This is a genomic window from Streptomyces sp. NPDC001744 (assembly GCF_042892575.1).
GTDB lineage: Bacteria > Actinomycetota > Actinomycetes > Streptomycetales > Streptomycetaceae > Streptomyces.
This window is the reverse complement of the sequence record NZ_JBIAUG010000022.1, coordinates 23487-42896: the sequence shown is the minus strand read 5'-3', so window position 1 is coordinate 42896 and position 19410 is coordinate 23487. Positions and strand designations below refer to the sequence as shown.

At 74.8% G+C, this 19410-nt stretch carries 17 protein-coding genes; 11 read left to right on the top strand and 6 right to left on the bottom strand.

Annotation, left to right across the window (positions count from 1 at the left end; genetic code table 11):
- Together sdhC and ACFYZY_RS24115 are read right to left on the bottom strand one after the other, a co-directional pair.
- A complete protein-coding gene (gene sdhC / locus ACFYZY_RS24120) occupies positions 1–381 on the bottom strand; it encodes a succinate dehydrogenase, cytochrome b556 subunit (protein WP_015035721.1) in 381 nt (126 codons plus the stop codon).
- A 191-nt stretch (positions 382–572) separates the two neighbouring features.
- A complete protein-coding gene (locus ACFYZY_RS24115) occupies positions 573–1190 on the bottom strand; it encodes a 2-oxo-4-hydroxy-4-carboxy-5-ureidoimidazoline decarboxylase (RefSeq protein WP_388697674.1) in 618 nt (205 codons plus the stop codon).
- Positions 1191–1478: 288 nt separating this feature from the next.
- Here ACFYZY_RS24115 and ACFYZY_RS24110 point away from each other — a divergent pair, with 288 nt between their 5' ends.
- Positions 1479–3128 carry a glycoside hydrolase family 20 protein gene (locus ACFYZY_RS24110; RefSeq protein WP_388697672.1) on the top strand — a complete coding sequence of 550 codons (1650 nt, stop codon included), beginning with the start codon at positions 1479–1481 and terminating at the stop codon, positions 3126–3128.
- Between the two features lie 214 nt (positions 3129–3342).
- Here ACFYZY_RS24110 and ACFYZY_RS24105 read toward each other — a convergent pair whose 3' ends face one another.
- The gene (locus tag ACFYZY_RS24105) at positions 3343–4104 is read right to left on the bottom strand and encodes a Clp protease N-terminal domain-containing protein (protein ID WP_388697670.1); all 762 of its coding nucleotides are present in this window, start codon (positions 4102–4104) and stop codon (positions 3343–3345) included.
- A gap of 466 nt (positions 4105–4570) precedes the next feature.
- Between ACFYZY_RS24105 and ACFYZY_RS24100 the strand changes: the two genes are divergently transcribed.
- Positions 4571–5233, top strand: coding sequence for an RNA polymerase sigma factor (locus ACFYZY_RS24100; protein WP_388697668.1), 663 nt, complete (start codon positions 4571–4573; stop codon positions 5231–5233).
- Complete coding sequence (locus ACFYZY_RS24095; protein WP_388697665.1) at positions 5233–6480, top strand: hypothetical protein; 1248 nt, start codon at positions 5233–5235, stop codon at positions 6478–6480. Before ACFYZY_RS24100 ends, ACFYZY_RS24095 begins: the two co-directional genes overlap by 1 nt.
- Positions 6481–6631: 151 nt before the next feature.
- Here the strand turns inward: ACFYZY_RS24095 and ACFYZY_RS24090 are convergent, their stop codons facing one another.
- Entirely contained in the window at positions 6632–7528 is an 897-nt protein-coding gene (locus tag ACFYZY_RS24090) for a L,D-transpeptidase family protein (RefSeq protein WP_388697663.1), read from the bottom strand.
- Positions 7529–7705: 177 nt separating this feature from the next.
- Here ACFYZY_RS24090 and leuE point away from each other — a divergent pair, with 177 nt between their 5' ends.
- Both leuE and ACFYZY_RS24080 read left to right on the top strand, forming a co-directional pair.
- A complete protein-coding gene (leuE, locus tag ACFYZY_RS24085; RefSeq protein ID WP_388697660.1) occupies positions 7706–8362 on the top strand; it encodes a leucine efflux protein LeuE in 657 nt (218 codons plus the stop codon).
- A 37-nt stretch (positions 8363–8399) separates the two neighbouring features.
- Complete coding sequence (locus ACFYZY_RS24080; RefSeq protein ID WP_388697658.1) at positions 8400–9221, top strand: MerR family transcriptional regulator; 822 nt, start codon at positions 8400–8402, stop codon at positions 9219–9221.
- Between the two features lie 76 nt (positions 9222–9297).
- Here ACFYZY_RS24080 and ACFYZY_RS24075 read toward each other — a convergent pair whose 3' ends face one another.
- Both ACFYZY_RS24075 and ACFYZY_RS24070 read right to left on the bottom strand, forming a co-directional pair.
- Complete coding sequence (locus tag ACFYZY_RS24075) at positions 9298–10632, bottom strand: polysialyltransferase family glycosyltransferase (protein ID WP_388697655.1); 1335 nt, start codon at positions 10630–10632, stop codon at positions 9298–9300.
- On the bottom strand, positions 10629–11714 hold the full coding sequence (locus ACFYZY_RS24070) for a glycosyltransferase family 2 protein (protein WP_388697652.1): 1086 nt from the start codon (positions 11712–11714) through the stop codon (positions 10629–10631). The genes ACFYZY_RS24075 and ACFYZY_RS24070 overlap by 4 nt, the downstream gene beginning before the upstream one ends.
- Positions 11715–11933: 219 nt before the next feature.
- On the opposite strand from ACFYZY_RS24070, the gene ACFYZY_RS24065 reads away from it, so the two are divergent.
- The 6 genes from ACFYZY_RS24065 (at position 11934) to ACFYZY_RS24040 (ending at position 19393) form a co-directional block, all read left to right on the top strand.
- Positions 11934–13223, top strand: coding sequence for a DUF6716 putative glycosyltransferase (locus ACFYZY_RS24065; RefSeq protein ID WP_388697650.1), 1290 nt, complete (start codon positions 11934–11936; stop codon positions 13221–13223).
- Positions 13223–14488, top strand: a complete 1266-nt coding sequence (locus tag ACFYZY_RS24060) for a cytidylyltransferase domain-containing protein (protein WP_388697647.1) — start codon at positions 13223–13225, stop codon at positions 14486–14488. Before ACFYZY_RS24065 ends, ACFYZY_RS24060 begins: the two co-directional genes overlap by 1 nt.
- Before the next feature lie 9 nt (positions 14489–14497).
- A complete protein-coding gene (locus ACFYZY_RS24055) occupies positions 14498–15391 on the top strand; it encodes an N-acetylneuraminate synthase family protein (protein WP_388697644.1) in 894 nt (297 codons plus the stop codon).
- Positions 15388–16458, top strand: coding sequence for a hypothetical protein (locus ACFYZY_RS24050; RefSeq protein ID WP_388697640.1), 1071 nt, complete (start codon positions 15388–15390; stop codon positions 16456–16458). The genes ACFYZY_RS24055 and ACFYZY_RS24050 overlap by 4 nt, the downstream gene beginning before the upstream one ends.
- Before the next feature lie 249 nt (positions 16459–16707).
- Positions 16708–17928, top strand: coding sequence for an amidohydrolase (locus ACFYZY_RS24045; protein WP_388697638.1), 1221 nt, complete (start codon positions 16708–16710; stop codon positions 17926–17928).
- 406 nt (positions 17929–18334) lie between these two features.
- Positions 18335–19393 (top strand): BMP family protein, encoded by a 1059-nt coding sequence (locus ACFYZY_RS24040; protein WP_388697635.1) that lies wholly within the window; start codon positions 18335–18337, stop codon positions 19391–19393.
- The last annotated feature ends 17 nt before the right edge of the window (positions 19394–19410 follow it).

Genomic DNA, 19410 nt, shown 5'->3' with positions numbered 1-19410 from the left:
TCAGCTCCCGAACAGTTCACGTGCGGCGTGCCCGAGCACGGGGTAGAGCGAGCCCGCCATCAGCACGACCCAGATGCCCACGACGGTCCAGAGCATCTGCTTCTGGTAGCGCGGGCCCTTGGACCAGAAGTCCACGGCGATGACCCGGAGGCCGTTCAGCGCGTGGAAGAGGATGGCGGCCACGAGGCCGTACTCCAGCAGAGCGACGATCGGCGTCTTGTAGGTCGCGACGACCTCGTCGTACGCCTCGGGGGAGACGCGGACGAGAGCGGTGTCAAGGACGTGTACGAACAGGAAGAAGAAGATGAGGACGCCGGTGACTCGGTGAGCCACCCAGCTCCACATTCCTTCCCGGCCGCGGTACAGCGTTCCAGCCGGCACGGAAAAACCCTCCGGGAGCGGGGATCAGGGTCGGCCGGCTTCTCTGTCGGTCTGACCCGGCCGGGTACGGTCCACCGGCCCCGGTCATCGTAGCGACGAGTCGTCGGTTCGCTCGCGCGGGGTCCATAGGTGTGATCAAACAGGCACGGACGGGCTATCGCGGGGCCCGAATCGTCGCGTTCCGGGCGTCCTCACGGCTCGGAGCGGCCGGAGGCGGTCCTTTCGGCCATCCGGAAGGCCAGCCGGGCGCGGGCGAGCCGGCGCAGTTCCTCGGCCGCGATCACCCGTTCCTCCTCCGGTTCGTTGCCGAGACGTGACCGGATGCCCGTCAGGACCCGGTCCAGCCGTTCCCCGGGACGCACTCCGTCGAGGCTGATCACGAACGCGTGTCCGAAACTGCTCTCGTACGCGGCGTGCGCGGCCCGCAGCGCGGTCCGGGCCGCGGGCGGGGCGCCGGGATGCGGCGGCGCCGGGCACTCGGCGGCCAGGGCCCCGTCGAGATCGGTGCGGGACAGGTCGTACCCGGCCTCGTCGGCGGCGGCGAGCAGCGCGTCCACGGTGGGGTACGGGCGGTGCGCCACCACCCGTTCGGCCCAGCGGAGGCTGCGGCAGCAGGAGAGCAGCAGCTCCATGGCCTCGGCGGGGGAGGCCGCGTTGAAACCGGCGAGGCCGTCCGGGCGGGACGGAAGGGTCCCCCGGGCGGATATGGCGGGCGTGTCCCCGGGCCCCGGTGTCCGGCAGGGGGCGTGGGTGTCGCTGGTCAGCGTGGGCTCCGGTGCTCCGGGATGAATGGGGTGGGCGTGACGCAACGTTACCGACGGGCGGGGGAAAGTGTCCGACGGATGCGCGATTTTCACCCGGAAGGGAGAGTTTCGGAACAGGCGATGGACGCCCGGGTCCCGAGGGTCCCGTCCTGGGCGGACGACGGACCACCGGCCCGGCCGCCTCCCCCTCGGGCGGCGCGCTCCCGGTCGTTCGCGCCATCCTCGGAGGGCGGGCTTCCGGTCGCTCCCCTCCCCGGCGGAGGATGGGCTTCCGGCAGCTTCTCCGTTCCGTCCCCCGAGGGGCCGGACCGCTCGCCCTACGGAAGGATTCCGATGACGCGGTACTCCATACGGGGGCCCCGGCGGGGCCCCGCCCTCCTGGCGGCCTCGGTGGCGCTGGTGGCCACCGCGGCCTGTTCCGGCGGCGGCCCGTCGGGCCCGTCCGGCTCCCCCTCGGCCGCCCCGCCCCCGGGCGCGGGCACCGGCGCCGCCCCCACGGGCGCGTCCCCCTCCCCGACGCCGACGCCCACCCCGACGCCCACCCCGACCCGTGCGTACCCCCTCTCCGCGGCGCCCCGCACGGTTCCGGCCGTCCGCGCCCACGAGGCCGCCCGGGGCCCCGGCTGGAAGCCCGCGGGCGCCGGCGGGGTCGTCGTCGCCGCGAACGGCGCGGGCCTCGCCGACGAGGGGAAGCTGCTGGCCGGGGAGCTGGGCATCCCCTACCGGGGCGCCGTCGCCGCCGGACCCGGGGACGTCGAGCTGGCCCTGGGCGGGAAGGGCGCCCCCGAGTCGTACACCCTGACCGTCCGGGACGGCCGGGTGCGGATCAGCGGCCCGGACGAGGCCGGGGTCTTCTACGGCACCCGCACCCTCAAGCAGTCGGTGAGGGCGACCGGCGCGATGCCCGAGGGGACCGTCACCGACCGGCCCGCCAAGCCGCAGCGCGGCCTCAACCTGGACATCGCCCGCAAGCACTTCACGGCCGCCTGGATCGAGGACCGGATCCGGGAGATGGGCGACCTCAAGCTCAACCAGCTCGGACTGCACTTCTCCGACGACCAGGGCTTCCGGATCGAGTCCGAGAGCCACCCCGAGGTGGTCTCCGCGCAGCACCTCACCAAGGCCGAGGTCCGCCGCATCCTGGCCCTCGCCGCCGAACGGCACGTCACCGTCGTCCCCGAGATCGACTCGCCGGGACACCTCGGCGCCGTCATCGACGCCCACCCCGGCCTCCAGCTCCGCAGCGCGGGCGGCCGGGCGCCGCGCGGCGCCGTGGACATCGCGGACCCGGAGTCGGCGAGGATCGTCGACGACCTGCTGCGCGAGTACTCCCGGCTCTTCCCCGGCGCGTACTGGCACCTCGGCGCCGACGAGTACGTGGCCCTCATGGCGAAGGACCCCGAGGCCACCTATCCGGAGCTGGCGCGGGCCGCGAAGGCGAGGTACGGGCCCTCCGCCCGCGTCCAGGACCTGGCCACCGGCTGGCTCAACGACCGCGCCGCCGTCGTCCGCCCCACCGGCAAGACCCTCAAGGCGTGGAACGACGGCTTCTTCACGGGCGGGGTCGTGGACGCGGCCCCGGACCTGGAGGTCGAGTACTGGACCGGCAAGGAGATCGGCGCCCGGCAGCCCGTCTCGTACCTGAGCCGGGGCCGGAAGATGGTCAACCTCAACGACGAGTACCTGTACTACGTCCTCGGCCAGCCGAACGACTTCACGTACCCCACCGGCCGCCGGATCTACGAGCAGTGGACCCCGCTCGTCGTGCGCGGCACGAGCCCCGTCCCGGCGAAGTACGACGCCCAGATCCTCGGCGCCCGGTTCGCCGTCTGGTGCGACCTGTCGAAGTCCCAGACCCCGGCGCAGGTGGCGAACGGCATCCGGCTGCCCCTGGCGGCGCTGTCCCAGAAGCTGTGGAACCCGTCCAAACCGACGATGAGCTGGGCCCGGTTCCAGGACCTGGCGACGAAGGTACGGGGCTGAGCTGGGCTTTTGGCATGGACGTACCGACTTCGCGTCGCGTACGTTCCCCCGGCGGCGGCCGTTCGGCCGCCCGGCGCCCCGGGGAGGGGCGCCGTCTCGTTCCTGCAGCACGCCAAGGCCACGGGCCTGGTTCCGGCCGCGCGGTAGGGGGCGCCCGGGGCGGGACCGCCGCCGGGGCCCGGGCCCGGACCAGGGTCCGGACCCGGGCCTCCGGCTAGGCTCCCGCCCCGGTCTCCGTCTCCGTCTCCGGCGCCTGGATCGCGAGCGACGCGACCGTCTCCGAGATCTCCCGCTCCGCCCTCTCCTTGTCGAGGCCGAGCCCGCTCAGGACGCCCTGGCCGTCCTCGTGCTCCAGGAGCGCGAGCAGGATGTGCTCGGTGCCGACGTAGGGGTGCCCGAGGCGCAGGGCCTCGCGGAACGCCAGCTCCAGGACCTTCTTCGCCGCCGCGTCGTACGGGACGAGGGCGGGCGGCTCCTCCACGGCCGGCGGCAGGGTCGCCGCGACGGCCTCGCGGACCCGCTCGGGGGACACCCCCCGCGAGGCGATCCAGTGCGCCGCGAGCCCCTCGGGCTCGGCGAGCAGGCCGAGCGCCAGGTGGGCGGGGGTGATCTCGGCGTTGCGGGCGGCCGTGGCCTCGTTCTGGGAGGCCATGACCACGTTCCGCGCCCGGGGGGTGAAGCGGCTGAACCCGGCGTTCGGGTCCGCCTTCTCCGCGTCGGGCTCCTTGGGCACGAACCGCTTCTGGGCCGCCTGGCGGGTCACGCCCATGCTGCGGCCGATGTCGGTCCAGGAGGCGCCGGAGCGCCGGGCCTGGTCCACGAAGTGGCCGATGAGGTGGTCGGCGATGTCTCCGAGGTGGTCCGCCGCGATGACGGCGTCGGAGAGCTGGTCCAGCGCGTCGGGGTGGACCTTCTTGATGGCCTCGATGAGTTCGTCGAGGCGGACGGGAATCTTCGGACGGACTGGATTCGTCATGACGCAACCGTAGGTTGACAGTAGAAGGGTGTCAACCGTTGGTTGTCAGTTGGTGGGGTGCGCGCCCCCCGGGGCCGACGAAACGGCCGGGAAGGGGGCGGAAAAGGGGGGAAAGGGGACGGGGAAGGGGCAGGGAAGGGCGAGGAAAGCAGGCGAAAGGGGCGAAAGAGAAGACGACCGGGGCCGCCACCCCCCACAGGAGAGGCCCCGGTCGTCGTCGACGGAGCCGCAGCACGGTTCCGTACTCCTTTCAGCGCCGGGGGAGGACTTTCTGTCACACCCGGTCCGGTCACCGGATGGTTGCGAGTCGCGCCTGGTTCCGGGGGCGCGTGGACGCGGCGCCGGGACACGACGTAGCGTGCGGGTGCGCCGGGGTCCGCGCGCCCGCGATCCGCGGGGCGGCCCCTGGGCGGCGTGACGGCGACGACCGGCCGTGACGACGCGACCGACGGACAGGGTTTGGGGAGTGCTGGGGGACGACGCGGAGCTGACGGCCGCGGTGCTCGCCGCACAGCAGGGGGACGAGGACGCCTTCCGCGCTGTGTACCGCGCCGTGCACCCCCGGCTGCTCGGCTACATACGCACACTGGTCGGCGACGGCGACGCCGAGGACGTGGCCTCCGAGGCGTGGCTCCAGATCACCCGCGACCTCGACCGCTTCGACGGCGACGCGGACCGCTTCCGGGGCTGGGCGGCCCGGATCGCCCGCAACCGCGCCCTCGACCACATCCGGACGCGCGGCCGGCGCCCCGTCGTCGGCGCCGACGAGACCGAACTCACCGACAGGCCGGCCGAGTCCGACACCGCGGACGAGGCGATCGAGGCCCTGGCCACCGGACACGCCATGGACCTGATCGCCAGGCTCCCGCAGGACCAGGCCGAGGCCGTCGTGCTGCGCGTGGTCGTCGGGCTGGACGCCAAGAGCGCCGCCGACACCCTGGGCAAGCGCCCCGGCGCCGTGCGCACCGCCGCGCACCGGGGCCTCAAGAAGCTCGCCGAACTCCTCGGGACCGACGGCGGGGGCGTGGCCCCGCTGGACGGCGTGCCTCCGCAGCGCGGCCGGAGGCCGGGGCCGATCGCCCCCGACGGTGTGACGCGAACACGGCCGCGTACGCAGAAGGACATGTGATGGCCGACGACCGGTACCAGTGGCTCGATCAGGAGGCCGCCGAGCGACTGCTCCGCGGCGACCCGGTCGAACCCGCCGCATCCGCCGGCGACTCCGGGCGGGCCCGGGCGGCCCGCCTCGCCGAAGCGCTCGACGCCGTCCGGACCCCCGCCGCCGGGACCGACCTGCCGGGAGAGGCGGCGGCGCTCGCCGCCTTCCGGGAGGCGTCGGCGGCCCGCGCCGCCGCCTCCGCCGGCCCGGGACGGGTACGGCTCGCCCGCCGCGTCTCCCCGCCCCGCCGCTGGGGCCGCTCCACCCGGTACGGCCTGGCCGCCGCGGTCGCCGCCGTCGCGGTCGGCGGGGTCGCCGTCGCGGCCGGCACCGGCGTCCTCCCCCTGACCGGCCCCTCGCCCGCCACCTCCGTCACGGCGCGGGACACCGCCGGGCCGCCCGCCTCCCCGGGACCCGGGACGCTCCGGGACCCCGGAACGTCCGAGGGCCGGCCGAGCGACGGCGACCGCACACCCGGCGCGTCCCCCTCCGCCGGTACGGACGCCGGTGCGGGCGCGGGCACGGGCGGCGACGGCACCGCGTCGTCCCGCCCCCCGGCACCGGACGGAACCGGCCCCGGCGACCCGAAGCGGAACGGCACCCGGGGGCCGGACGGCGGCGCGGCGGATCCGGACGGGGAGGACGGCCCCGGCCGTACGGGCGGCCAGGACGGCACCGGTGGCGCGGACGCCCGGGAGAAGGCCCTCAAGGCGTGCCGGGCCTACCGTTCGGGGAACCTCGACGGCAACGGCCGGCGGCAGCTCGCGGGCGCCCTGCGCAACGGCGAGACCCTGCGCCGCTACTGCGACCGGATTCTCGCCGGCCCCGTCGGGAACACCCCTCCGGACACGTCCCGGGGCGACACGGAGGACGACGCGCGGGACCGTCCCGAGGACGGTGCGGAGGACGGCGGCGGGCGCGGCGGCGACCAGGAGCCCCCGGCCTCCGGGAACGACGGCGGACGCGGGAACGGGAACGGGAGCAGTCGCGCCGACGCCCGGAACCCGGCGGGACCCTCCACCGGCCGGCCCGGAGCCTCCCCGGCCCCCGCGAGGGCCGGAGGGACGGGAACGCCGGTGGGGGCGGGAAAGCCCGGTGGGGCGGGAACGCCCACGGGAGCGGGAAAGCCCGCCGCACCGGGAACGCCCGCAGGGACCGGGAAGCCCGGGAAGCCCGGGAAGGCCGCCGCCCCGGCCCACGCGCCGGGGCCGGTGTAACACTTCCCGGCCCGGCGGCGCAGTAAGGGATGCCGACTGGTCATCGGCCGTGCGGCGAGCCGGGTTCCCCCCGTACCCGCGGCTCGTCGCACCCGGCGCGGGTGGGACACGTTCCCCCGGTCCCACCCGCGCCCCTTCCCCTCCGGCGCCGCTACCAGTGGACGACCACCTTGTCCCCGACCCTCACCTGGTCGAAGAGGGCCGCCAGCTTGGCCCGGTCCCGGACGTTGACGCAGCCGTGCGAGGCGCCGGCGTAGCCGCGGGCCGCGAAGTCCGCCGAGTAGTGCACGGCCTGGCCGCCGCTGAAGAACATCGCGTACGGCATGGGCGTGTGGTAGAGCGTCGACGTCCACTCGCGGGCCTTCCAGCCCACGCGGAACGTGCCCTCCCTGGTCGGGGTGTTCTCCGAGCCGAAGCGGACGTCCATGGACGAGACGACCTTGCCGTCGATCATCCAGGCGAGGGTCCGGCTCTCCTTGCTGACGCACAGCACCCGGCCGGTCAGACACGCCGGGGCCGGGGCGTCCAGGACGTTGGTGGTCGACGGCTTCAGCTCGTCGGCGGTGGGCTTCCGGCTCGCCGCGAGCAGCCGCTCCCAGGTCGTCCCGTCCACCGTGCCGGTGCGGGGCAGCCCCTGCTTCTTCTGGAAGCCCTTGACCGAGGCGGCCGTCATGGTCCCGTAGAAACCGGTGGGGGCGCGGTCGAAGACGCCGAGCTGCCGCAGCCGCGCCTGGAGTTCGCGCACCTTCTCGTTCTCGTCCCCGTCGTCCATCAGGACCCGGGCCCCCGGCTTGCCGTCGGCCGCCGGGGAGGAACCGGACGGGGCGGGAGACGGGGCGCGGGAGGAGGCGGCGCCGGGAGCGGCGGGCGCCGACGCCTTCGCCGGGGGACGCGCGGAGCCGCCTCCCGCGCCCCCGGCGCCCCCCGTACCGGCCGCCTGGGCCGTACAGCCCGCGGCGAGCGCCACCGAGACCCCTGCCAGTACCACTCTGCGCACGACACCCCTGCGCACGACGCCTCTGCGTATGACGGCCACGGACCGCTTCATCTCTGCCCCCCGGAAAATCCTTCTGTACGGAAGGGGATGCTTCCCGCACGCGTGCGGTTGCGCCCCGGGGCCGCGAACCGTCCGCCGCGCGGGAGGGGCGGCCGTGCCCCGGCGCCCGCTCCTCCACCCCGTGGAACACGGCGGCGGAGTGTCGCACCCGCGTGCGAGACTCCGCGCATGCTGGGTGTCACCGATCTGCCGACCTATCTCGCCGGCCTCGTCCTCATCATCCTCCTGCCGGGGCCGAACTCCCTGTACGTCCTGTCCGTCGCCGCCCGCAGGGGCGCCCGGACCGGGTACCGGGCCGCCGCCGGCGTCTTCACCGGCGACGCGGTCCTCATGACCCTGGCCGCCCTCGGCGCGGCCTCCCTGCTCCGGACCACCCCGGCGCTCTTCATGATCGTGAAGTACGCGGGCGCCGCGTACCTGGCCTGGATGGCGTACGGGATGCTGCGGGCGGCCCCGGCGATGTGGCGCTCGCGCGCGGAGGCGGTCCCGGAGGAGCCCGCGGGCGCCCCGGCGGCCCCCGCCGAGCGCCCGTACCGGCGCGCGCTGGTCATCAGCCTGCTCAACCCGAAGGCGATCCTCTTCCTGCTCTCCTTCTTCGTGCAGTTCGTGGACCCCTCCTACGCCCACCCGGCGCTCTCCTTCCTGCTCCTCGGCACCCTGCTCCAGCTCGGCAGCTTCCTCTACCTCACGGCCCTGATCCTCGGCGGCACCCGCCTCGCCGCCGCCTTCCGCCGCCGTCGCCGGCTCTCCGCCGGGGCGACCTCGGCGGCCGGCCTCCTCTTCCTCGGCTTCGCCGCGAAGCTCTCGCTCGCCGGCGCCGCTTGACCCTCACACCGTGTGAGGCCGTTCCGTAGGGGTCGTCATGTTCACCATCGGAGACTTCGCCCGGCACGGGCGGGTGTCGGTCCGGATGCTGCGTCACTACGACGCCGTCGGACTGCTGCGCCCGGCCCGGGTCGACCCGCACACGGGCTACCGCTTCTACGCGGCGGACCAGCTCGCCCGGCTCAACCGCGTCATCGCGCTCAAGGACCTCGGCTTCACCCTCGAACAGGTGGGGGCCGTCCTCGACGAGCGGATCGACGCGCACGAGCTGCGGGGCATGCTGCGCCTGCGCCGGACCGAGCTGGAAACGGCTCTGGCGGAGGCGCGGGCCCGGCTCGACCGGGTCGACGCGAGGCTCCGGGCCATCGAGAGCGAGGGACGCATGGCCACCCAGGAAGTCGTCGTCAAGAAGATCCCCGCCGTGCGGATCGCCGAACTGAGCGCGGTCGCCGCGAGCTTCGGCCCGCAGGACATCTCCCCCGTCATCGGGCCGCTGTACGAGGAGCTGTGCGGCCGGCTCGAGGGCGCGGGCCTCACCGGCTTCGGTCCGGGCATCGCGTACTACGAGGACGCGGGCCGGGGCGACGGGTCGGTCGTCGTCCACGCCGGCACGACCGTCCCCGGGGGCACGGCCGTGGAGGGCGTCCTCGTGCACGTGCTGCCCGGCGTCGAGGAGGCCGCGACCGTCGTCCACCACGGCGCGATGGACGACCTGCTGCCGACCGCGCAGACCCTGGCGACCTGGATCGACACCCACGGGTACGCCTCCGCCGGGTACGCCCGCGAGCTGTACCTGGAGTGCCCGGACGACCGGACGCGGTGGGTGACCGAACTCCAGGAGCCGGTCGTCCGCGCCTGACCGGCCGCGCCCGTCCCCCCCCGGCGGCCCCGGGACCCCCGCACGGGTCCCGGGGCCGCCGCCCCGCCCCTCCCGGCTACCGCTTCAGCGTCCTGCGCAGCCGCAGCGCGCGCCGGGCCAGGCGGCGGACCTTCGGGTGCCGGGGGAGGGGCAGGCCGCCCGGGAGGTTCAGGACGGTGAGGCGGCGCAGGCCGAAGTGGTGCCGGGTGCGCCCGGCGAGCGGCCCCGACAGGTGCCGCACCGCCGCCTCCCGCAGCTCCGGCCGGATCTTCGGCTGCATCGCGTACCCGACCGCCGCGACCAGGTCGTTCAGCTCCTCCGTGCCGATCCCGCCGCCTCCCTCCGGGCCGTCGTCGAACAGCGGCGGGACCACCGCGTCCACGACCGTCAGCGGGACGCGGTTGCTGTTCTGGAACGGGGCGAGCCGTTCCAGCAGGGCGCGCGTGCCGACCCGGGCGACCGGCAGCCCGTAGAACGTCCGGGCCGTGAGCAGCGCCGTCGAGAAGCAGCCGACGACGAGGGCGGGCCGCAGCTCGCGGTAGAGCACCTCCGCGAGGACGGGCCGGTCCTCCACCGTCAGCTCCGCGCCCAGTTCCTCCGCCGCCCGCACGAGCGCGCGCGACCAGGAGTCCGGGGCCGTCGGGTGCGGTTTGAAGACGAGCCGCCGGTGGCCCCGGGCGACCGCGCCCCGGACCATCCGCAGGTGCAGCTCCTCCTCCTCGGCGGCCGTCAGCAGGTTCAGCGCCGCCAGGTACTGGCCGAGGAGCAGCGCCGGGCCCCCGCCCTCCTCCGGGACCGTCCCGGGGGCGGGGGGCCCCGCCAGCTCCTCGACGCACCGGGTGAACGCCTCCGTCGGCACGGTCTCCGGCACCGCCCCGAACTCCCCGAGCAGCAGCGGCGCGAGTCCGGGGACGAGGTCCAGGTGGAGCAGCCGGGACACGCGCCCGCCGATGAGCGGGTCGATCCTGTTGCGGGTCGGCCCGTAGCTCATCAGGCCGTCCGCGTACACGGTGATCGACGCCTCGGGCAGCAGCTGCGCGACGGCGAGCGCGGGCGTCACCTGGATCGACTCCAGGGCCAGTTCGACCCGGTCGTCCCCGAGGTCCCAGAGCGTGCGCAGATGGCGCTGGAGGAGCGGCAGGTCGCTCGCGCGGGGGGTCCAGCCGCCCGGGTGGAGCGGGGAGATCACCTCGTTCCAGGAGAGGACGGAGTCGAAGCGGTCGCGCAGCCGCGCGAAGCCCTCGGCCTCGTCCGGGGCGGGCGTCGTCTCCGGCACGGGCGCGTTGTTGGTGACCAGGAGGAGGCGCCGGTCGGCGGAGCCGAAGCGGCCGCTGTCGATCGCGGCGGCGAGCGTCACCACCCCGTAGAGGGTGGAGGCGCAGAAGATCTGGGTGGTGCGGCGGGGGCTCACGCGGCCACCTCCGCCGAGGCGGGGGCCGCCGGTCCGGCCGGTCCCGACCCCGGTCCGGCCCCCGGTCCCGGTCCCGCCCCCGGTCCGGCCGGTCCGGCCGTTCCCGGTTCCGCCGGCGGTGGCGCCGGCCTGCGGCGGCGCAGCCGGCGCAGCATCGCCGCGCGGTCGCCGCCCATCGCCGTCAGGGCCTCGTCGAGGACGTCCTGCGGCATCCGCCGCAGCGCCCCCGCGCTCATCGCCCTCAGCCGGCGCGCCACCTCCGGCTCGAACCGCTCGACCGAGCCGTTGTGGTGGGCGATCACCGCGCAGTAGGTGCGCACGGCCTTCGGCAGGAGCCGGTCCGCCTCCGGGTCCCGCGCCGTCTCCTCGATCACCCGGTCGAAGGCGCGGACGAAGTCCAGCTGCCGGACGTCGCCGATCTGGGTGAGGGAGGTCGCCACCCCGCGCCGGTAGAAGACGCCGAGTTCGCCGACGGCCGCGAAGGACTCCGCCTCGCGGTGCAGCCTCCAGATCCACGGCCGGTCCTCGGCCGTCCGCAGACCGTGCGGGAAGTGCAGCAGCCCCCGTTCGAGGAGCCGCCGGTGGTAGATCCCGGCCCAGGCGTACGGGTAGTCGACCGAGGTCGTCCGGTGCGACGGCAGGATCGCGTCCCGGGGACGCAGCACCTCGCCGCGCCGGGGGACCGGCACCCGGCGGACCGTCCGGTCGCGGCCGGTGACGGAGACGTGGTCGGTGCGCAGGAAGTCGCAGCCCAGCCCCTCGGCCGCCGCCACGAGCCGACCGTAGTACCCCGGGGCGAGCCAGTCGTCCCCGTCGAGGAAGGCGACGTACTCGCCGCGGGCCGCGTCGAGGCCGGTGTTCCGGGCCGTGGCGAGGCCCTCGTTGCGCGCGTGCCGGATCAGGACGGCACCCGGGACCTCGCGCGCGGCCCGTTCGAGGAGCTCCGGGGTCCCGTCCGACGAGCAGTCGTCGACCAGCAGGAACTCGAAGTCCTCGCGGGCGTTGGCACGCAGGCTCGTGAGGGTGTCGGGAGCGTATGTCTGCACGTTGAAGAACGGCACGACGACGGAGAGCTTGACCACGCGGCCGACGCTAGGGGCCGCCCCGGCACGCCCCCCGACCGGCGGAGGGATGTCCGGTGAACACCGGACGTCGGACTGGTGAAACGCCTTGCCCGTACGGCCTGAACAAGCCCTGTACAAGCGGAAGTTGGCCCGCTTCAGCTCGCGGCGGCGCCCTGTTCACCGGCTGTTGCGGCCCAGTTGGGCCGCGCAGCGGAATGCCCTTCTAGCGTCCTCGGCGTGCCAGCAAGTACCAGAGAAGCGGTGCGGGTCGCCGTGCTCGCCGACTCCGACACCCGGTGGAAATGGGGCGCCCTCACCGCGCGCCGCATCACGACGGCGACCGCCGCGCCGACCGGTTTCGTCCTGCGCGGACGGGCCACTCCCACGGCCCGCCAGCTCGCCGAGACCGGGGCGTCCACGACCGCCCCGCGCGAGGTGACGGGCGTGGAGTTCCTGCGCGCGGTACGGGACGCGGAGGCGCGCGGCGAGGGGTACGACGTCCTCGTCCTCGCCCTCGTCGGCGGCACCGTCCGGGCGGTCCTCCAGGGCCTGGCCGACCTGCGCCCGAAACGGCGCCCGGTGATCGTCACCGGCTACGTCGGCGTGGTCTACGAGAAGCTGACCGACGGCCTCCTGCTGCGCCACGGCGCCGACGTCGTCCTGGCCAACTCCCGGCACGACGCCGACCGCTTCCGCGCCGTGTACGAGGGCGTGGGCGCCGGGGCCGACGCGGTGGTGGAGGCCGCGCTGCCCTTCCTCGGCGGCGCCCCGTACGCCCCCCTGGCCGGCCGCGACACCCTGGTCTTCGCCGCCCAGCCCTCCGTCCCCGCCACCCGCGCCGAACGCGCCTACGTCCTGCGGCGGCTGGTCGGCCACGCCCGCCTCCACCCGGACCGCGAGGTCCTCCTCAAGCTCCGCTCCAAGCCGGGCGAACACACCACGCACCTGGAGGAGTTCCCCTTCCAGAAGCTGGTCCGCGACGTCGCGCCTCCCCCCAACTTCCGCCTGCTGTACGGGCACATGGGCGAGGTCCTCGACCGCACCGACCTGCTGGTCACCGTCTCCTCGACGGCCGCCCTCGAAGCCCTCCACCGGCGCGTCCCCACCGCGGTCCTCACCGACCTGGGGGTCCGCGAGGCGCTCGGCAACCACCACTTCGTCGGCTCCGGCCTGCTCACCTCCTTCGACCGGCTCGACCGGGGGGCCGTCCCGGAGCCCGACGAGACCTGGCTCGCCCGCCAGGGCGTCGCGTCCGACAGTCCGTACGAGAAGGCGTTCGACGCGGCCCGCGACCGGGTCGCGGAACTCCTGGCGCTTCCCGCGCTGCCCCCGATCACCCCCTACTACACCGCGGAGACGGCCCCCGGCTACCTGCCCGGGATCCTCGCCCGCCACCGCCTGGACGTCACCGCGCCCGCGCCCCGCGAGAGCGGGCTGCGCCGGATCGTCCGGGAGGCCGCGCGGGGCGCGTACCGCCACGGCGTGCAGCGCGTCGCCCCCGTCGTCCGCCGCCTGGGAGAACTCTGATGACCTCGACCGCGCAGCCGCCCAACGCACCGGCCGCGGAGCCCGTCGCGGTCCCGGCGGCGGGCGCCGCCGGGACCGCCCCCACGGTGCTCGCCGTCGTCCCCGCCCGGGGCGGCTCCAAGGGCGTGCCCGCCAAGAACCTCGCCCCGGTGGCCGGGGTCCCCCTGGTCGGCCGCGCCGTCCGCGCCTGCCTCGGCGCCCGCTCCGTCACCCACGTCCTGGTCTCCACAGACGACGACGCCATCGCGGCGGCGGCCCGCGCCGCCGGTGCCGGGACCGTACGGCGCCCCGCCGGGATCGCGGGCGACACCGCCACCAGCGAGGCCGCCGTCCTGCACGCCCTGGACGCCTTCGAGGCCGCCCACGGCCGCCCGGCCGACGTGGTCCTCCTCGTCCAGTGCACGAGCCCCTTCCTCACCTCGGCCGAGATCGACGGGACCGCCGGCCGGGTCGTGTCGGGCGCCGCCGACACGGCCTTCACCGCCGCCCCGTCGCACGGCTTCCTCTGGCGCGAGACCGAGGGGGGCGCCGAGGGCGTCAACCACGACAAGGCGCACCGCCCCCGCCGCCAGGACCGGGAGCCCGAGTACCTGGAGACCGGCGCCGTCTACGCCATGGCCGTGCCCGGCTTCCGCACCCACCGGCACCGCTTCTTCGGCCGCACCGCGCTCGTCGCCACCGACCCCGCCCGGGTCCTGGAGATCGACGACCCCCACGACCTGGCCCGCGCCCGCGCCCTCGCGCCGCTCCTCGACCCGCCCGTCACCCCCGGCCTCGCCGACGTGGACGCGGTGGTCCTGGACTTCGACGGCACCCAGACCGACGACCGGGTGCACCTCGACGCCGAGGGCCGCGAGTTCGTCTCCGCGCACCGCGGCGACGGCCTCGGCATCGCCGCCCTGCGCCGCGCCGGCCTCCCCGTCCTCATCCTCTCCACCGAACAGAACGCCGTCGTCGCCGCCCGCGCCCGCAAGCTGAGGATCCCCGTCCTGCACGGCGTCGACCGCAAGGACCGCGCCCTCAAGGAGTGGTGCGAGACCGAGGGCATCGACCCGCAGCGCGTCCTCTACGCCGGCAACGACGTCAACGACCTGCCCTGCTTCCACCTCGTCGGCTGGCCCGTCGCGGTGAGCAGCGCCCACGACTCCGTACGGTCCGCCGCCCGCGCGGTCACCGTCACCCCGGGCGGCGCCGGAGCGATCCGCGAGATCGCCGCCTGGCTCCTCGGACCCGAGCTCGACACCCCCAACCCGCCCCACCCGTAAGGAACGATCATGAACACCCGTCTGCGCACCCTCGGCACCAAGACCGCCGGCCCGGGCCGCCCCGTCTACGTCTGCGGCGAGATCGGCATCAACCACAACGGCGACCTCGACAACGCCTTCAGGCTGATCGACGTGGCCGCCGAGGCCGGCTGCGACGCCGTCAAGTTCCAGAAGCGCACCCCGGAGATCTGCACCCCGCGCGACCAGTGGGACATCGAGCGGGACACCCCCTGGGGCCGCATGACCTACATCGACTACCGCCACCGCGTGGAGTTCGGCGAGGACGAGTACCGCGCCATCGACGCGCACTGCAGGGAGCGCGGCATCGACTGGTTCGCCTCCCCCTGGGACACCGAGGCCGTCGCCTTCCTGGAGAAGTTCGACGTCCCCGCCCACAAGGTCGCCTCCGCCTCCCTCACCGACGACGAGCTGCTGCGCGAGCTGCGCGCCACCGGCCGCACGGTCATCCTCTCCACCGGCATGTCCACCCCGAAGCAGATCCGGCACGCCGTCGAGGTCCTCGGCAGCGACAACATCCTGCTCTGCCACGCCACCTCGACCTACCCGGCCAGGGCCGAGGAACTGAACCTGCGCGTCATCCAGACGCTCCGGGAGGAGTACCCGAACGTCCCGATCGGCTACTCCGGCCACGAGACCGGCCTCCAGACCACGCTGGCCGCCGTCGCCCTCGGCGCCGCCTTCGTCGAGCGCCACATCACCCTCGACCGCGCCATGTGGGGCTCCGACCAGGCCGCCTCCGTCGAGCCCCAGGGCCTGACGCGCCTGGTCCGCGACATCCGCACCATCGAGACGGCCCTCGGAGACGGCGTCAAGAAGGTCTACGAGTCCGAGCTCGGCCCGATGAAGAAGCTCCGCCGGGTCCAGGACACCGTCGCCGCATGACCGGGCAGCTGGCGTTCGTCGAGAGCCCGGTCCAGCTTCTGAACGTCCTGGAGTGGGCGCACACGCGGAGCCCCGGGGGCTGCGCGGCCCCCCCGACCGGGGGACCGGCGGACGCCGCTTCCCCCCTCACGGTCGTCGTCCTCTCGCCGACCGACCCCATGTCGCGGGGCCAGTTGCGCCGGATGGCCCAGCTGGCCCGCGACGAGGGCCTCGCCGTCCACTGGCAGGAGGCCCGCGGCGGCCGGGGCGCCCTCGTCCGCACCCTGCGGCGGCTGGCCGGGCCGCTGCGCTCGGCGGAGCGGGTGATCATCGGGGACCCGTTCTCCCGGTACGTCCAGCTCCTCCTGACGCTCTTCGCCCCCCGGCACCTGACCGTGGTCGACGACGGCACCGCGACCATGGAGTTCGCCGCCCGGCTCGGCAGCGGCGAGCGCCTGGTCCGCTGGCACCGCGCCGGCGGCCTCGGCCCGCGCGAGCTGGTGCTCGCCCCCGTGACGGCGCTCGCCCGGCGGCGGCTCGCCCCGGCCGGGAGCCGTACCGTCGAGGTCTTCACCTCGCTGCCCGTGGAGGCCCCGGAGGGCGTCGCGGTCACCGGGAACGGTTACGCCTGGACCCGGTCCCGCTTCGGCCCGCCGCTGCTGACCGGCGGCGCGGACCTGGTGGGCACCTCGCTGGTGGAGACGGGCGTGGTCGACGCCGACCACTACGTCCGCGTGGTCGGCGGGCTCGCCCGCGCCCACGGCGCCACCCGCTACTTCGCCCACCGCAGGGAGGGTGCCGGGAAACTGCACCGGATCGCGGTGGAGACGGGGCTCCAGGTGGTCCGGCCCGAACTCCCCCTCGAACTGGTCGCCCGGCGGGGCCCGGTCGGGCGGACGATCGTCAGCTTCCCCTCCACCGTCGTGCACACCCTGCCCCTCGCCCTGGCCGGGACGGGCGTGCGGGTCGCCGTCTGCGAGGTCGCGCCCGCGTGGCTGCGGGCGACCGCGTCACCGCGCGCCCAGGGCTTCCTCTCCGGCGTGACGGGCACGGCGGCCCGCGAGGTGGACCGGCTGGAATACGGATGAGCGGCCGGCCCGGACCGGGGCGGGCGGCGGGAGGCACCCGAGGACCGGCGGTGACCGGCGCACCCCCGCGAGGACCGACGCGCACCGGCGCACGCCGGCGAGTACCGGCGCGCACCGCTCCGAAAGCGGGTGAGCTTACCCACAAGGAGGACCCCTCAAGCCCCGAAAACAAGGGATCTTTCCCCTAACGGGTTGAACTTTTCGTGATCAACGGGCAGTTGACCACCCCGAAGGCATACCCTTCAAAAGGTGAACCAGCCCAAGTCCCGTGAGCCAGGCTCCGCCACCCTGCCCGGAAAGCTGTCCGACTCCCTGCGCGCCGAACTGATCGCGTTCCGCAGAGACCTGCACATGCACCCCGAGCTGGGAAAGCAGGAGTTCCGTACGACCGCCGCGCTCAAGGCCCGCCTGGAGGCGGCCGGACTCGCGCCGCAGGTCCTCCCGGCCGGGACCGGACTCGTCTGCGACATCGGCACCCCGGACCCCGCCCGTCCCGTGCTGGCCCTCCGTGCCGACCTGGACGCGCTCCCCATCCCCGACGTCAAGACCGTCGCCTACCGCTCCACCGTGGCCAACCGCGCCCACGCCTGCGGACACGACGTCCACACCACCGCCGTCCTCGGTGCCGGTCTCGTCCTCGCCGACCTCGACCGGCAGGGGCTCCTCCCGAACGCCGTGCGGCTGATCTTCCAGCCCGCCGAGGAGGTCCTCCCCGGCGGCGCCGCCGACGCGGTCGAGGCGGGCGTCCTGAACGGCGTCGGCCGGATCATCGCCGTCCACTGCGACCCCAAGGTCGACGCGGGGAAGATCGGCCTCCGCGCCGGTCCCATCACCTCCGCCTGCGACCGGCTCGAAGTGACCCTCGACGGCCCCGGCGGCCACACCGCGCGGCCGCACCTCACCACCGACCTGGTCACCGCCGCCGCCCGCGTCGCCACCGACGTCCCCGCCGTCCTGGCCCGCCGCGTCGACGCCCGTTCGGGCCTCTCGGTCACCTGGGGCCGCATCGAGTCCGGCCACGCCCCCAACGTCATCCCGCAGCACGCCGAACTCTCCGGCACCGTCCGCTGCCTCGACCTGCCGGCCTGGCGCGACGCGCCCGACCTGGTGCACGCGGCCATCGACGAGATCGCCTCCCTGCACCGCGCCAAGTCGACCGTCACCTACGTCCGGGGCGTCCCCCCGGTGGTCAACGACGCGGACGTCGCCGAACTGCTCCGCGACGCCATGACCGCCCGGCGCGGCCTGCACGCGATCGAGGACACCGAGCAGAGCCTCGGCGGCGAGGACTTCTCCTGGTACCTGGAGCACGTCCCCGGCGCCATGGCGCGCCTCGGCGTCCGCACCCCCGGCGACACCCGGGTCCGCGACCTCCACGCCGGCGACTTCGACGTGGACGAGAGCTGCATCGAGACCGCCGTGGAGCTCTTCACGGCGGCGGCCCTGATCGACGGCCTGCCGCAGCCCTGACCCCGGAGGGGCGGCCGGACGGTCGAACAGCCGGCCGGACGGGCGGGCGGCCCGGACCCACGGGCCGCCGCCCGGCTCCGGCGGGACGGCCCCCGGCCCCGGGCCGCCCCGGTTCCGGCATCGTCCGGACGGTTCCCACCCGGACGCCTCCCGCCGGGTCCGCCCGGTTCACCCGTCCGGCCCGGCGCCCGCGTGTCGTGCGTACGCCCCCGTCCCGGCACCGCCGCCCGCCGGTATAACCGGCGGTACCGGCCCGAACGCCCTCGGTGGCCCGGCGCCGACCGGTTCGCGACGATCCGATAACGACTCATGAACGGGTCTTTAACTGACATCTACGCGCGTTACGATCGCCGCGAAACCAGCGCCGGAAGAGGCGCTTTCGGTCAGTCTTGAAGGGACCCTCCTCTTGCGCCGGATCACCAGGATCACGACCGTGGGCATCGCCTCCGCGGCGCTCGCTCTCTCCGCCACCGCGTGTGGCAAGTCCTCGTCGGGCTCCGGCTCCAGCTCCAGCTCGGACTCGAAGTCGGTCACCGCCGCCATCGCGTACGACATCGGCGGCCGCGGCGACCAGTCCTTCAACGACGCCGCCTACGCGGGCCTCCAGAAGGCCGAGAAGGAGCTGGGCGTCAAGGGCAAGGAGGCCGAGCCCTCGGCCGGTGAGGGCGACGCCGACAAGGTGCAGCGCCTCACCGCCCTCGCCCGCGGCGGCAACAACCCGGTCATCGGCGTCGGCTTCGCCTACGCCCCGGCCATCGAGAAGGTGGCCAAGGCGTACCCGAAGACCACCTTCGGCATCATCGACGACACCTCGGTGACCGGCCCGAACATCGCCAACCTCGTCTTCAACGAGGAGCAGGGCTCCTACCTGGCCGGCGTCGCCGCCGCCAAGGCGTCCAAGTCCGGCACGGTCGGCTTCATCGGCGGTGTCGAGGTCCCGCTGATCAAGAAGTTCGAGGCGGGCTTCGCGCAGGGCGTCAAGGACGCCAACCCCAAGGCGAAGGTGCTCGTCCAGTACCTGACCCAGCCGCCGAACTTCGACGGCTTCTCCAAGCCCGACCTCGGCAAGGCCGCCGCGCAGGGCCAGCTCGACAAGGGCGCCGACGTGATCTACGCCGCCGCCGGTCTCGCCGGTTCCGGCTCGATCGAGGCCGCCGCGACCGCGGGCAAGTGGGCCATCGGCGTCGACTCCGACCAGTACAGCCAGGCGGGTCTGGCCAAGTACAAGGACCACATCCTGACCTCGGTCACCAAGGACGTCTCGGACTCCGTCTTCAACCTGATCAAGTCGGTCAAGGACGGCAAGCCGCAGACCGGCGAGGTCCGCTACGGCCTCGCCCAGGACGGTGTCGGCCTGGCCGACTCCAACCCGGCGTACAAGCAGATGACCGACGTCACCGCCGCCGTGGCGAAGGCGAAGAAGGACATCGTCGACGGCAAGATCACGGTCAAGACCGCTCCGTAAGGAACCGCAGGTCAGCG

Bases quoted from the DNA above. Each gene is read 5' to 3' on its own strand.
- leuE (WP_388697660.1), top strand. From the start codon at position 7,706: ATGCTGGGTGTCACCGATCTGCCGACCTATCTCGCCGGCCTCGTCCTC.
- ACFYZY_RS24105 (WP_388697670.1), bottom strand. From the start codon at position 4,104: ATGACGAATCCAGTCCGTCCGAAGATTCCCGTCCGCCTCGACGAACTC.
- ACFYZY_RS24090 (WP_388697663.1), bottom strand. From the start codon at position 7,528: ATGAAGCGGTCCGTGGCCGTCATACGCAGAGGCGTCGTGCGCAGGGGT.
- ACFYZY_RS24055 (WP_388697644.1), top strand. From the start codon at position 14,498: ATGAACACCCGTCTGCGCACCCTCGGCACCAAGACCGCCGGCCCGGGC.
- ACFYZY_RS24095 (WP_388697665.1), top strand. From the start codon at position 5,233: ATGGCCGACGACCGGTACCAGTGGCTCGATCAGGAGGCCGCCGAGCGA.
- ACFYZY_RS24050 (WP_388697640.1), top strand. From the start codon at position 15,388: ATGACCGGGCAGCTGGCGTTCGTCGAGAGCCCGGTCCAGCTTCTGAAC.
- ACFYZY_RS24110 (WP_388697672.1), top strand. From the start codon at position 1,479: ATGACGCGGTACTCCATACGGGGGCCCCGGCGGGGCCCCGCCCTCCTG.
- ACFYZY_RS24060 (WP_388697647.1), top strand. From the start codon at position 13,223: ATGACCTCGACCGCGCAGCCGCCCAACGCACCGGCCGCGGAGCCCGTC.
- ACFYZY_RS24080 (WP_388697658.1), top strand. From the start codon at position 8,400: ATGTTCACCATCGGAGACTTCGCCCGGCACGGGCGGGTGTCGGTCCGG.